Annotated in this window: 16 protein-coding genes; 7 read left to right on the forward strand and 9 right to left on the reverse strand. The window is 52.8% G+C overall.

What is annotated here, in order from left to right; genetic code table 11:
• Positions 1-295: 295 nt before the first annotated feature.
• Together ACJJI7_RS13855 and recQ are read right to left on the reverse strand one after the other, a co-directional pair.
• Positions 296-1807: a CoA-acylating methylmalonate-semialdehyde dehydrogenase gene (locus ACJJI7_RS13855; protein WP_444901913.1), complete on the reverse strand. Its 1512-nt coding sequence runs from the start codon at positions 1805-1807 to the stop codon at positions 296-298.
• A gap of 102 nt (positions 1808-1909) precedes the next feature.
• Positions 1910-3712, reverse strand: coding sequence for a DNA helicase RecQ (gene recQ, locus ACJJI7_RS13860; RefSeq protein WP_444901912.1), 1803 nt, complete (start codon positions 3710-3712; stop codon positions 1910-1912).
• A gap of 152 nt (positions 3713-3864) precedes the next feature.
• Here recQ and ACJJI7_RS13865 point away from each other — a divergent pair, with 152 nt between their 5' ends.
• The gene (locus ACJJI7_RS13865) at positions 3865-4296 is read left to right on the forward strand and encodes a hypothetical protein (protein ID WP_282951126.1); all 432 of its coding nucleotides are present in this window, start codon (positions 3865-3867) and stop codon (positions 4294-4296) included.
• Here ACJJI7_RS13865 and ACJJI7_RS13870 read toward each other — a convergent pair.
• On the reverse strand, positions 4277-5104 hold the full coding sequence (locus tag ACJJI7_RS13870) for a glutaminyl-peptide cyclotransferase (RefSeq protein ID WP_020414701.1): 828 nt from the start codon (positions 5102-5104) through the stop codon (positions 4277-4279). The two genes, ACJJI7_RS13865 and ACJJI7_RS13870, sit on opposite strands and share 20 nt — an antisense overlap.
• Before the next feature lie 9 nt (positions 5105-5113).
• Here ACJJI7_RS13870 and ACJJI7_RS13875 point away from each other — a divergent pair, with 9 nt between their 5' ends.
• Positions 5114-5755 (forward strand): DUF502 domain-containing protein, encoded by a 642-nt coding sequence (locus tag ACJJI7_RS13875; protein WP_444901911.1) that lies wholly within the window; start codon positions 5114-5116, stop codon positions 5753-5755.
• Positions 5756-5763: 8 nt separating this feature from the next.
• Here ACJJI7_RS13875 and mnmC read toward each other — a convergent pair whose 3' ends face one another.
• From mnmC to ACJJI7_RS13895, 4 genes are all read right to left on the reverse strand, one after another.
• Complete coding sequence (gene mnmC / locus ACJJI7_RS13880; protein WP_444901910.1) at positions 5764-7749, reverse strand: bifunctional tRNA (5-methylaminomethyl-2-thiouridine)(34)-methyltransferase MnmC2/FAD-dependent 5-carboxymethylaminomethyl-2-thiouridine(34) oxidoreductase MnmC1; 1986 nt, start codon at positions 7747-7749, stop codon at positions 5764-5766.
• A 13-nt stretch (positions 7750-7762) separates the two neighbouring features.
• A complete protein-coding gene (gene fldB / locus ACJJI7_RS13885) occupies positions 7763-8302 on the reverse strand; it encodes a flavodoxin FldB (RefSeq protein WP_020414704.1) in 540 nt (179 codons plus the stop codon).
• A 17-nt stretch (positions 8303-8319) separates the two neighbouring features.
• Entirely contained in the window at positions 8320-8790 is a 471-nt protein-coding gene (gene trmL / locus ACJJI7_RS13890; RefSeq protein ID WP_444901909.1) for a tRNA (uridine(34)/cytosine(34)/5-carboxymethylaminomethyluridine(34)-2'-O)-methyltransferase TrmL, read from the reverse strand.
• Between the two features lie 94 nt (positions 8791-8884).
• On the reverse strand, positions 8885-9415 hold the full coding sequence (locus ACJJI7_RS13895; protein WP_444901908.1) for a glycine cleavage system transcriptional repressor: 531 nt from the start codon (positions 9413-9415) through the stop codon (positions 8885-8887).
• Between the two features lie 130 nt (positions 9416-9545).
• On the opposite strand from ACJJI7_RS13895, the gene ACJJI7_RS13900 reads away from it, so the two are divergent.
• The 4 genes from ACJJI7_RS13900 (at position 9546) to ACJJI7_RS13915 (ending at position 11615) form a co-directional block, all read left to right on the forward strand.
• Complete coding sequence (locus ACJJI7_RS13900; RefSeq protein ID WP_020414707.1) at positions 9546-9845, forward strand: MTH1187 family thiamine-binding protein; 300 nt, start codon at positions 9546-9548, stop codon at positions 9843-9845.
• 22 nt (positions 9846-9867) lie between these two features.
• Complete coding sequence (locus ACJJI7_RS13905) at positions 9868-10680, forward strand: class I SAM-dependent methyltransferase (RefSeq protein ID WP_020414708.1); 813 nt, start codon at positions 9868-9870, stop codon at positions 10678-10680.
• A gap of 79 nt (positions 10681-10759) precedes the next feature.
• Positions 10760-10984 (forward strand): YheU family protein, encoded by a 225-nt coding sequence (locus ACJJI7_RS13910; protein ID WP_020414709.1) that lies wholly within the window; start codon positions 10760-10762, stop codon positions 10982-10984.
• The gene (locus ACJJI7_RS13915) at positions 10977-11615 is read left to right on the forward strand and encodes an alpha/beta family hydrolase (protein ID WP_444901907.1); all 639 of its coding nucleotides are present in this window, start codon (positions 10977-10979) and stop codon (positions 11613-11615) included. Before ACJJI7_RS13910 ends, ACJJI7_RS13915 begins: the two co-directional genes overlap by 8 nt.
• Here ACJJI7_RS13915 and ACJJI7_RS13920 read toward each other — a convergent pair.
• The gene (locus ACJJI7_RS13920) at positions 11590-11877 is read right to left on the reverse strand and encodes an antibiotic biosynthesis monooxygenase family protein (RefSeq protein ID WP_020414711.1); all 288 of its coding nucleotides are present in this window, start codon (positions 11875-11877) and stop codon (positions 11590-11592) included. The two genes, ACJJI7_RS13915 and ACJJI7_RS13920, sit on opposite strands and share 26 nt — an antisense overlap.
• Before the next feature lie 113 nt (positions 11878-11990).
• On the opposite strand from ACJJI7_RS13920, the gene tusA reads away from it, so the two are divergent.
• Complete coding sequence (gene tusA, locus ACJJI7_RS13925; protein ID WP_026305254.1) at positions 11991-12221, forward strand: sulfurtransferase TusA; 231 nt, start codon at positions 11991-11993, stop codon at positions 12219-12221.
• A gap of 100 nt (positions 12222-12321) precedes the next feature.
• Here tusA and ACJJI7_RS13930 read toward each other — a convergent pair whose 3' ends face one another.
• On the reverse strand, positions 12322-13008 hold the full coding sequence (locus ACJJI7_RS13930) for a hypothetical protein (protein WP_020414713.1): 687 nt from the start codon (positions 13006-13008) through the stop codon (positions 12322-12324).
• Between the last annotated feature and the right edge of the window lie 193 nt (positions 13009-13201).

The raw sequence follows: 13201 nt of genomic DNA on the forward strand, positions 1-13201 counted from the left end.
CCTCTGCATTTCATCGATAATTCATTTTCTGAATTTTATGGTGAAAATTTTTCTTATATATTTTAATTTCTGATCTCGCTTAACTTTTTATGTGATCTTGAGATTTTCTCTTGATTTATGGAGATTGAAATGTAGGGTGTTGGTGGTTGTTAATAATGCAGTAGTGGTTGATTTATTGTGTAAGATATCTTAAATAGTAAATGATCTGCTTTTAATTTTATTTCCATAGCGCCGGAAGTGGTTTTTATTTTTAGTTGATAAGGGGCTAGCTACGAGCCCCGAAGTACCTTTACAACTATCCATTACTTGGAAAGCTAAACTGGGCTCCCTCTCTAACCCCGCTTGCCGGCCAGCGTTGAGTAATGGTCTTACGTTTGGTGTAAAAGCGTACCGAATCCGGTCCGTATGCATGTAAGTCGCCAAAGAGTGAACGCTTCCAGCCGCCGAAGCTGTGATGTGCGACGGGTACAGGTAGTGGAACATTGATACCTACCATGCCGACTTTGATATTGTCACTAAAATATCGAGCCGCTTCTCCATCACGAGTGAATAGACAAGTTCCGTTTCCGTACTCATGGCGATCAATAATATCCATGGCTTCCTGCATGGTTTCTACTCGCATAATACAAAGAACAGGGCCAAATATTTCACTGCTATGGATTACCATTTCAGGTTTAACATGATCGAACAGGCAGGCTCCAAGGTAATTACCTTGCTCTAAGCCTGGAGTCCTTAAGTTGCGACCGTCGATAACCAGCTTCGCACCTTCCTCGACCCCAGTGGCTATAAGGCCTTGAACTTTTTCCAGGTGGGCAGAAGTAACTAATGGACCCATGTCATTCTGGTTGTCCATGCCATCGCCAACTTTGAGTGTGGCGATCTGTTCTTTGAGTTTCTCGACTAAAGTATCGGCTGTATCATTCCCAACTGCGACAGCTACAGAAATGGCCATACAGCGTTCGCCACAGGAGCCGTAAGCGGCTCCCATTAGGGCTGCGACAGCGTTATCCAGGTCAGCATCGGGCATCACTATGGCATGGTTTTTGGCTCCGCCAAATGCTTGAACTCGTTTTCCATGTGCGGTGCCGGTGGTATAAACATATTCCGCAATCGGAGTAGAGCCGACAAAGCTAACTGCCTGAATACGCTTATCGGTGAGTATTGTATCTACAGCTTCTTTATCACCGTTGACGACATTTAAGACTCCTGCAGGGATACCTGCCTCAATACCTAATTCTGCAATAAATAGGGCTGAGGAAGGAGTGCGCTCTGAAGGTTTCAGTATGAAAGTGTTGCCGCAGGCAATGGCCATTGGCCACATCCATAAAGGGACCATCGCCGGGAAATTAAAAGGAGTGATCCCTGCGCAGACACCTAGGGGCTGAAATTCGCTCCAGGAGTCAATTGCGGGGCCGACATTTTTGCTGTGTTCTCCTTTGAGCATTTCAGGAGCTGAGCAGACATACTCTATATTCTCAATCCCGCGCTGCAGTTCTCCCATCGCATCGTTAAGCACCTTGCCGTGCTCCAGGGTAATCAGTTCACAAATCTTGTCTGCGTTTTGTTCCAGCAGATCTCTCAGGCGGTACATGATCCGCACACGCTTGGCGGTCGGGGTGTTACGCCAGGCAGGGTAGGCGGTTTCGGCAGCTGCAATGGCCTCTTCCACGGTAGCTTTACTGGCTAGTGAAACTTTGCCGAGAACTTCATTGGTAGAGGGGTTGGTGACATCCTGTAGGCGGAAACCGGCACCACTGTCATCATTATGGGTCAGGGCGCCATTAATCAGGTGGCCTATCACTTTCATAGGATTTTCTCGCTGGGGATTAACGCATTATTTTTTTACTTCTTTCCGCCTTTTTAACACAGGTAAACCCAAGGTGGAAAAAATCCCAGGAGATAAAAGGTTCTACAGCTTGGGGAAATCCCGCAAGACGGCGAGAAAAGCATCCCCGAAGCGCTCGAGCTTACTGTCACCTACACCGGAAACTTTAAGTAACTCTGCTCGAGTGTACGGGTGAGCCTTGACCATGCCCCTTAGGGTGGCATCGTGAAATACGACATATGGAGGCACACCACGCTCCTCCGCCAGTTGCTTACGGCAGTTACGCAGGGCTTCCCACAGCGGCTGCTCCTCTGGGGCTAGCTCTTCGAGATTCGCGGTATTCCGAGTTTGTGTTTGAGTCGCCTTATTTGGCAGCTTGCGCAAGAATAGAGTTTCTTCACCTCGTAATAAGGGACGACAGATTTCTGTCAGTCTTAAACATTGATATTCACCCTCAACCTCCAGGTAGCCGCGCACGATTAGCTGGCGGACCACCGCGCGCCACTCGATAGTGGAAAGACTTTTACCAATCCCATGGGTGGAGAGTTGATCGTGACCAAATTTGCGCACTTTCTCATTTTCTGAGCCCCGCAGTACGTCGATTACGTGGCTGGCACCAAAGCGCTGGCTGGTTCGATAGACGCAGGAGAGCAATTTGACAGCAGCTTCGCTGCCGTCCCAGGTCGCGGGAGGTTCAAGACAGGTGTCGCAGTTACCGCAGGGCTCTTCCAGGTCCTCTGCAAAATAATGCAGAAGAGACTGGCGGCGACAGCTGGTAATTTCGCACAAGCCAAGCATGGCATTGAGGCGAGCACGTTCCTGGCGCTTGTGCTCTTCACTGCCCTCGGATGCTTCCACCATTTGTCCAAGTTTTACTACGTCCTCAAGGCCATAAAGTAGCAATGCGATGGAGGGTTCCCCATCCCGTCCGGCTCGCCCGGTTTCCTGGTAGTAGGCTTCGATACTTTTGGGCAGGTCCAGGTGGATAACAAAACGGACATCCGGTTTGTCGATTCCCATACCGAAGGCAATGGTAGCGACGACAATAACACCTTCCTCTCGCAGGAAACGCCGCTGGTGTTCAGCCCGGGTCTCTACTGGCAAGCCAGCGTGATAGGGCAGGGCCGTAAACCCCTGTTGGCACAGCCACTCAGCAGTATTCTCCACCTTGGCGCGGGACAGGCAATAGATAACCCCGGCATTACTTCCATGGTCATTTTTGAGGAACTGCAGCATTTGGCGGCGTTGGTTATCTTTTGGCTCGATGCGATACTGGATATTGGGGCGGTCAAAACTACTGACAAAATGACGTGCGCCCTCAAGATCCAGGCGCTGGGCAATTTCTGCACGAGTGCGCTTATCGGCGGTCGCTGTCAGGGCGATTCGTGGCACTCTGGGGAACTGCTCGTGCAGGCAGTTCAATTGCAGGTAATCTGCACGAAAGTCGTGCCCCCACTGGGATACACAATGGGCCTCATCAATGGCAAATAATGACAGCTGGATTCTCTGCAGGAGAGCAAGAGTACGAGGCTGTAAAAGCCGTTCCGGCGCCAAGTAGAGAAGATCCAGTTCGCCGTGCAAAAGCTGGTGTTCTATCGACTGTACTTCATCGTAGGAAAGTGAAGAATTCAGGAAAGCCGCGCGTATACCCGCTTCCTGTAGCGCCTCCACTTGATCTTGCATCAAGGCGATAAGAGGGGATATCACTATTCCACAGCCAGGTCTGGCCAGGGCTGGGATCTGATAGCACAGGGATTTCCCCCCACCGGTAGGCATTAAAACCAAGGCGTCCTCTCCGGCCATCAAAGTATTGATCACCGCTTCTTGTGGGTCGCGGAAATGGGTATAGCCGAAGACGTGTTCGAGAATATGCTGTGGAGAATTCATGGCGGCGGAGTATACCCCGCAGGGCAGGTTTGTGCGGTGAGTTTATTTATCGTTTTTTTCTTGAAATACCATGCAATGGCAGTTTTTGTTTTGTGAGATGAATCACGGGGTATAATCGCAAGCTATCACAGCGACCGGCTATGGATAGGGCTATGCGCACTTTGATCCTGTATTTTGTGTTGTGGTTTTGTACTTTGGCTGGGCCTCTGGGTTGCTCATCTATTGCTCCACGTGAGTTAGCGCAGTCTGTTGTTGCAGATACTCATTTGGGGTGGCGTTCCGCCCCGGAAAACCAGCTGGTATTTTCTCTTGCTACCGTATCAGGTGTTGCGCAAGTGGAGCTGCAGCCACTCCCCGAAGAGTTCACTTTGGTAACCCTTGAATTACCGGGAATGCGTAAAGTGGAAGGAATCCAGTGGCAGGATGAGAGCGGCCAATCCACAGTGCTTTACGATGGTGAAGATGGGTTAGATGGTGTCAGCCTCCAAAGCCGTGGCTATGGTTTCGAATTGCAATTACAGCTTTCGTCTATGGACTATCTACGCAATGGCGGTGTACTGACGGTTATCGACCAGAAGCGCTAACTTTTGATGCTTCAGGTTTTATGGTATCGGGGTTGTTGAAGCCGAGCCCTTGCGGGCGAATCAAATATAATTGTTTCCAGTATTTCCCCGTTACCCAGAGGCCGTTGCGCTCCTTGTCCCAGGCTATGCCATTGGCCACAGTATCCGGATGATTGCGTACATCTGGGGTCAGTTGCTGCAGATCTATACCGCCTATTACCTGTCCGCTTTTCGGATCTATGGCAATAATACGGTTGTCCTGCCAGATATTTGCCCAGATCATACCTTGAGCAAACTCAAGTTCGTTTAAGTGCGACCACTTTTCCCCTGCACCCTTTACTTTGAGTTTGCGTAGTATTTTGAAATTATCCGGGTCGCGAATAGCAAGTTCGTCACTGCCGTTGCTCATAATCAGGTGTGTGCCATCGCTGGTAAGTCCCCAACCTTCACCGCTGTAGTTAAGGATCTCCAGGTGATGAAGGTCACTGGCTCGGTAGATATGGGCCTCGCCGGCTTTGTAGGTAAGCAGGTAAAGTTTGCCCCCAAGAACCGTGAGGCCCTCGGCAAATAGTTTACGCGGTAACCATTTGCGCCTTACGGGTTTTGCTGCTGGGTCGGTATACTCGGCAAGCCAGGAGCGGCGATATAATCCGCTGCTTTCCCACCAGCGCTGTCCATCATAGAAAAGCCCTTGAGTGAAGTGGTTTCCACCGCGCTGGCGCTCTTCCAGGATGGAGAATGGGGTCAACTGGAGCTGTGCCTCTGCTGCCAGTGGCAGCAAGGTAGTAAGTAGTAGCAGTATCCAGTTGCGAATTCTAAGTCGGTACATCAATAGTCTATGACCAGAGTAAAAACCTTTGTCACTTTGACCCTGTTGGGTGGCCTGGCAGTCGTGCTGCCTATAGCCATTTTTGTGCTGCTGTTTCAGTGGCTATTTGGTCAAATTAGTGAAATCGTAGCGCCAGCCGTTGTTTGGCTGGAGGCCCACACGGAGTTTAAGGATACCCTTGCACGGCTCGTGGTGATAGCGTTGATTTTGGGTAGCTGTTTCCTGATTGGTTTATTGGTAAAAACCAGTATCGGCCATTGGCTGCATCACCATGTGGATCACTGGTTGGGGCGCTTGGCGCCGGGATATAGCACCATCAAAGACGTGGTTCTCCAGTTTATAGGAGGCGGCGGTGAGGGAGTGTTGTCAGGACCAGTCGCGAGAGTGCGAATTCATGGGGCCGATAACCCGCTGGCGGTTACTGCTATTGTGACTTCACAGCACGCCAATGGGGATATGACCGTTTATGTCCCTACTGCCCCGGTTCCGACTTCCGGCTTTGTGTTCCACGTACCTGCAGAGTGTGTGGAAATATTACCGGGAGTGACGGTAGAGGCCGCGATGAAAACTATAGTGGCCTGCGGCGCCGGTAGTGCCAATCTGCTGGCACTACCGGCGAATCCTTCTGAAAAAGGAAAAGGGCGCGATTAAGTGGGGTTTTAGCTGCGGTTTTTGCCCAGGTTGCGAATGGCGAATCTTGCCGGGTGCAGGGCTTTAACCAGGTCTGCTTTGGCCGGCAGGGGCTCGCCCAAGATCCAGGCAGTAAGTATTTCTGCGGTTAATGGGGCATAAGTAAATCCGCGGGAGCCCAATCCGCCCATGACATATAAACCGGGCTGGTAACTGGCCTGCTTATCGATAAGTAGTTTACGGTTTTTACGCAGGTCACTGTAAGTATTCTCAAGTGAATCCCATTTGGGTAGCGGGCCCGCCAGGGGCAGGTAGTCTGGCGTAGCGGCACGAAGGGCGGCGCGGCCAGTAAGGGTCTGGTCTGAAAATTCTTGAGCGATTTCGGGCAACAGCCCGGCCAAGGTCTCCAGGTTTTCCCGGTGTTCGCTATCTCGCAGATCTATAGCGGTCTCCTTGAGCTTGAATGTTGCCCCAAAGCTGTGGCGGCCTTCATATGCGGGGGTGATGTAACCCTCGCCGCAAAGGGCCATTTTGAGCTTTGCAGAGCCAGCTGTAGCCAGTGCTCGGGATACCTGGCCTCGTATGGGTCTCAGTGGCAAGGCGGTAGCTGGGGCGAAACTGCGAATATCATTGGCCCCACAGAGCACCACAATGTCGGTTTCAATTTTTTCACTGCCAGCTTGCAGTAGCCAACTGCCACCTGAGTGCTCCAGCAGATCAATATTGCTGGTGTGACGCCTTTCAATATTTTTGTGCTCCAGTAGGGCGCTGCAGACTTTCTGCGGTTCCAGCCAGCCTGCGTCAGGGAAATAGAGCCCCGAGAAAGGCAGGCGAACGCCAGCCAGCTCACTGGCCTCGGTTGAGGTTACAGCTCGTGCCACCATTTGCCCCGGATATAATGCCAAGGATGCGGCAATTTGAGACTGGAGCAGTTGCTCTTTTTCGGTCTGGGCTAATTGCAGCAGGCCGCTGAAATGCGCTACCTGAGGGCAGTGCTGGCGATAGTAGCGCTGGGCGAACATCAGGGCGTGCAGGTTGAAGTCGCCATTTGGTCCTGGCTTGGGGGAGAGCTTTCCGTAGAGAATGCCTTGGTTGTTGCCTGAGCCACCGCTGCCGGGGGAGTCTCCTCGTTCAAAGACCCGTACTTGAACTCCACGTTCCGCCAAGGCCCTGGCAATAGTAGCGCCGGAGATTCCACCGCCAATAATGGCAGCAGTTTGAGGGCGTTTGGGGACCGCTGTCGGCAGGTGCCAGGGGGTCGCGCTGACTCCGCTGGAGTAGAGCTCCTCGAGCGAGCCGCTCAACATCTCCCGCTTGCGGCCAAATCCGGGCACTTTGTGCAGCTTAAAGCCAGCATCACGGAGCCCGCGCTTAACCAACCCTGCACAGGTGAAAGTGGCAAAGGTAGCGTCGGGTTTACTGAGGGAGGCCATAGCCGTAAACAATTGCGGCGTCCACATATCCGGATTTTTGGCTGGAGCAAAGCCATCCAGGAACCATGCATCCACCACCCGGTCACGGGACTCCTGTTGCAGGCGTAAGTTACTTAAGGCTTCACTGGCTTCCCCGATAATCAGGGTCAGGTTGACCTGGCCGAACTGCAGTCGATGCACGCCCTCAGCCAGCAGGGGCGGGTAGTTGCTGATCAGTTGTTGGCAAAACGGTTGAAGTTGGGGCCAGAGCTCCAGGGCGCGGCTCAAGTCCTGCGGTCGCAGTGGAAACTTTTCCACGGATATAAAGTGCAGATGTGCGCTTTGGGGCGCAATTTTCTGCCACAACTCCCAAGCGGCCAGGAAGTTAAGGCCGGTGCCAAAACCGGTTTCGCCGATAGTAAAGGTGCCGTTTTCTGGCAGGTCTGCCCAGCGCTCCGTCAGGGAGTTTTGCTGTAGGAATACGTAACGTGTCTCTTCCAGTCCAGAGGCGGTAGAGAAATAAATATCGTCGTAGGCTCGGGACAAGGGTTGACCATCTTCGCGCCAATCGATATCCGCGTGCTTATTGCTGGGTTCGCTCACAATTGTGCTTCCGTCAGGCCTCGTCTCGCAGGCCAAACTCGCGCATTACCTGATCGCACCAGCGCTGGATACGCTCTTCACTGAGGTCGAATTCATTTTCCTCATCGAGAGCGAGGCCAACAAACTGGCTGCCATCGGAAGTAAGGCCTTTGGACTCCTCAAACTCATAGCCCTCTGCGGGCCAGTAGCCCACTATACGGGCTCCACAAGCCTGCAATTGAGCGTGCAGGTAACCTAGAGCGTCTTGAAACCACTGGGGGTAGCCTTCCTGGTCGCCAAGGCCGAACAGGGCTGCAGTTTTGCCGTGTAAGTCCAGTTGCGCCAGGTCATCCCAGATATTTTCCCAATCTTCCTGTAACTCGCCATAGTCCCAGGTAGGTATGCCGAGCAGCAGGAAGTCATAATCCTCAGCCTGGGCGATATCCACTTCAGCCACATTGTGTATGTCTATCCACTGGGTCCCGATACATTGGCGGATTTTCTCTGCGGCCATTTCCGTGTAGCAGGTGCTGGAGCCGTAAAAGAGCCCTATTGGGGCTTGAGAATTTTGCATAACAAGTGAAATTCTTACTACTGGGTGAGGGCGCCACTAAAGTCCAACTGCCGCCAGGCTTCGTAGATGACGATGGCGGCGGCATTGGATAGGTTAATACTGCGGCTCTCCGCACGCATCGGGATACGCAGGGTGTTTTGGTGGCCTACTTCCTGCAGAAATTCCGCCGGCAGCCCCCGGGTCTCGGGGCCGAAGACGATAGCGTCGCCGTCATGATACGCCACAGAAGTATGGCTATGACTGCCTTTGGTGGACAGGGCCAATACCCGGGCCGGTTTATCGCTGTCGAGAAAAGTCTGCCAGTCCTGGTGGCGAACTACACGGCTGTATTCACTGTAATCGAGCCCGGCGCGGCGCAGGCGTTTATCGTCCATATCGAAGCCGAGGGGCTCAATCAGGTGCAGCTCGGCGCCGGTATTGGCGCAGAGGCGAATAATATTACCGGTGTTGGGGGCAATTTCAGGTTGGTACAGAACAATCTTGAACATTCGCTGGGAGTCGCCTGTGGTGGCGCTATATGGCTTGGCTGAATTGAGCTGGGCGGAAGTGCCCAGCTTCGCATGGCTGCGGATTATTCCACAATTAGATGGGGGTGGCGATCTCCTCGCAGTCGATTTCCACACCCAGTTCGTTGGCAATCTGGTCGAGTTCATCGCGCAGGCCATCGAGATCTATATTCTCGTCCACACTGATGGTGCATTCGGCGGTGAATAGGGGTTCGCCACTCCAGGGTGTGCTGCTGTAGATGGTCTCCAACTGTTCCATATTGATATGGTGGGCGGTGAGCGCACGGGAGATTTCTCGAACTATGCCCGGACGGTCATTGCCTACCAGCTTTAGGGTAAGGGTCTGCTGTGGGGAGGTTGAAACGGCCACGGCATCTTCGATTACCAGGTTGTATCCGTCGTCGGCCAGTTTGGCGAGGGCATCTTTCATGGGTTGGCTTTTGTCACCGGGTACGGCGACACGCAGAATACCGGCAAACTTTCCTGCGAAGTGCGCCATATGGCTATCTTCCCAGTTGCCGCCGTTATCAGCAATGGCTGTCGAAAGCTTCTCTACAACACCGGGCTTGTCGTCACAGATCAGAGAGATAACGAGATGCTGTTGCATGTAATATTCCTTTACTTCACTAGAGACCAATAGAAAGCATTGTAATAGGATCTCGTCGGATAACTCTATCGGTCAATCTCAAAGCCATTATCTTTCACGCCCGTACCGGGTAACTTGCGAGGGACTGTCGATGAAGGTACTTGCCGATTTATGTGTGATTCCCATGGGTGTAGGGGTGTCTGTAAGTAAGTATGTTGCAGAGTGCGAGAAAGCGTTGGCGGAAGCCGGGCTTACTCACCATTTACATGCTTACGGCACCAACATAGAGGGGGAGTGGGATGAGGTGATGGCGGCAGTGAAAGCCTGTCATGAGCGGGTGCATGCAATGGGTGCTGAGCGCATCACCACCAGCCTGAAATTGGGAACTCGTGTAGACCGTGACCAGTCATTACAGGATAAGATCGACAGTGTGCGATCGAAGCTGGATTAACGATAACAAAACAGGAACGATTATGACGATCAATATCAAGAAATCTCTGGTAGCGCTAGCTGGTGCTCTGGCCCTGGCCACTGGCGCGCAGGCTGCCGACTTGAGTTCGGTAATCAAGGGAGACCAGCGCAGCAAGGAGTACGCCGCTCGTGACCAGTACCGCAATCCCGCAGAAACCCTCAAGTTTATGGGAATTGAGCCGGATATGACCGTTGTGGAGATTACTCCCGGAGGCGGTTGGTATACGGAAATTCTCGGCCCCTACCTGAGTGAGAAGGGTAAGCTCTACGCGGCACACTTTCCTGAAGACAGTGAGTCTGCTTATTATCAGCGCTCCCTGAAGAACTTTAAGGAAAAGCTCGCAGGTAATGAAAAAGCCTACAAAAACGTAGTTATTACTGAGTTCTCACCCCAGACTGGCCGTGAAGTTGCACCTGCCGGCAGTGCTGATGCCGTAGTGACCTTCCGCAATGTACACAACTGGATGTACCGCGATTATCAGGATAAAGCGTTTGCCAGCTTTTTTGCTGCCCTAAAGCCTGGCGGCATCCTGGGTGTGGTTGAGCATCGCGCCAAACCTGGTACCAGCATGGAAGATATGATTAAGAGTGGTTATGTCACCCAGGAGTACGTAATTGAAGTCGCTAAGAAAGCGGGTTTCGAGCTGGAGGAAGCCAGTGAGGTGAATGCCAACCCGAAAGATACTGCCAAGCACCCGAAAGGGGTTTGGACCCTGCCGCCCTCGCTGCGCCTGGGGGATGAGGATAAGGATAAGTACCTGGCCATTGGTGAGAGCGACCGCATGACCCTGCGCTTCCGCAAGCCAAAGTCTTAAGCCACAATCCCACCTCGCTGATATCGTCAATATTGGGAGCGGCATTTGCCGCTCCCATCTCACCCTATCTGATAGTTGTATGATCATTCCCTATGAACAGCTGGATGCCAGCACCCTGCAGAACTTGTTGGAAGAATACGCCACCCGAGAAGGCACCGAATATGGTGAGAGCGAAGTGGAATTACCGGAGAAGGTTGCGAGCTTACGCCGACAGCTTCAGTCCGGTGAGGTAGTCATCTGGTTTGAACCGGGTGAGGAGAGCGTCAACCTGGTGCTCGCCCAGGATCTGCCCACCGATGTCTAATTACCTGATAGATAGCCCCCAGTCACCCAAAGCCCGCTTTCTGTTTGCCCACGGTGCTGGCGCGCCCATGGATAGCGAATTTATGCAGGCTCTTTCCCTGGGGCTGTGTGGACAGGGTGTAGAGGTGATTCGCTTCGAGTTTCCCTATATGGCCCAACGTCGCACCGGTGGCAGTAAGCGCCCGCCTAACACCATGCCCCAGCTCGAGGAGTGTTTTCGCGAGCAGATTGCGCATTTTTCGGGAAGTTTTCCCTTATTTATTGGTGGCAAGTCCATGGGGGGGCGGGTGGCGAGCCTGCTTGCTGATGAAAGCTTTGCCGAGAGTTTGATTGCAGGAGTTGTCTGCCTGGGCTATCCGTTCCATCCTCAGGGCAAACCGGACAAGCTGCGCACTGAGCATTTACAGGCGATCTCCTGCCCGACGCTCATCGTTCAGGGGGATAGAGACCCCCTAGGCAACCGTGTAGAAGTCGACACTTACGGATTAGCAGATACTATCGAAGTTGAGTGGCTGGAGGATGGTGATCACGACTTTAAGCCCCGCCGTGCCAGTGGTTTTACTCATGCAGGGCATTGGCAGTCTGCGGTGGAAATAGCGGCGCAATTTATGCTGCGGTCTCAAGGACGATAATACGCTCCTCCTGAACCAATAAGGGGCTCAACATGGCCATTTGGGCGCGGCGCTCCTCACTAGTGTACCAGTGTTGCCAGTGCAGCTCGGATTGCCACTTCGATAGGGTGAAGCGGCGCAGGGGATTGCCCTTTTCGATATAGGTCTGCCCTTCGATAAAGCCGATGGTGCGGTAGGCACAGGTCAGTACCTTGCGTGCTGCCTCCTCATAGCTACTCTGCATTTCGGCAGCGATCTCCCGCTCAATCAATACATAAATCATTGTGTACCCAAATCGCGATAGGGCCTTAGAGGAGTTTAGTGCGTCAATCCTGGATTTAGGTGACTGCCAGTTTTCGGGTGACGAAGCCCGTTAAATTGCGCACAATTGGCTATATGAAGTTTGATCACACTCTCGACGCCCGCGGCCTCTTGTGCCCGGAGCCTGTAATGATGCTGCACTCAGCGGTGCGAAATGTCGCCGATGGGGAGGTACTGAAAATGCTTGCCACTGACCCGTCCACCCAGCGGGATGTACCTAAGTTTTGCCAATTTCTTGGCTATGAGCTGGTTCAACACGTTGAGGAGAATGACGAATTCGTTTTCTGGATTAGAAAAGGGGAATAGCCGGTCGAGATCTTTTGCTGCCGCCCCAGCCCATAATGGCAGGGACGGCAACACACTCCTGGATACAATTCTCTGCCGACTAGATGGTCGGTCGAATAGATTATGGCGCCGTTACCAGTGCGGCGATGGCGGCCAATGCCTCCGGATCCTCTGATTTGATCTTGTTGGCGATATGGTGCTGGAAAAAGTAGCGAAAGCCCACGCTCTCCTGTGCGGGGTACAGGCAATGGTCACCCGGCAGTACCGGGGTGGTCTCAACGATATCGTGGTCGATCAGCATGCCGTGGATCAAACCGTCGGCGTGCAGGCGCCAGCTGATCACCTCAATTAACGTCAGGTTCTCCCGATCCTCATCCATAAACACCGCGTGGGTGCCGATGGTATCGGGGATCTCCTGCAGCACTTCTTCAGCTTTGCTGCTCTCAAACTCAAAGTATTCCGCCGCAGTCTCCAGCTCGACGACTTTGTGAATGGGTGGGTGGTGGAAGATTTCCTCAATGCCGGGATCGTAGTAGCCCTCAAAGCGTCCATCTAAAGGGTCCTTGATGTCTGGACAGGCCACTATTGAGTTTAACCAGGGAACGAGGCCTACGACCTCGCCATTTGCTTTAAGCCCCCAGCACAGCACTTTCAGACTGTAGAAGTCTGTTCCGCTGGAGTTGTTGGAGTAGAGCATTTCCAAGCCGTCGAGTTCTGGCGACAGGCGGATAAAGCGCCGGTCCGCAGAAGTCTCGATCGGCTCGCCGGTGAAGAGGTCAACCACATTGTTAATGCTGTGGTCTGTCATGGAACACCTCCTGGCAGGGCCGGTTGTAAACCGTCTCCACTCAGACAAAGGTGCGACTACCTATGCCCTATCTCTGAAGGAAGACTGAATCAGGAGGGTATTTGACTACTTTATCCCTCCTCCGGGAATTCGCTGAAAGGGCAGGTGCCCAACGCGGCATCCCTGCCAGTAAAGGTATATGTTGATTTGCGGA

The organism is Microbulbifer variabilis (genome assembly GCF_056232115.1).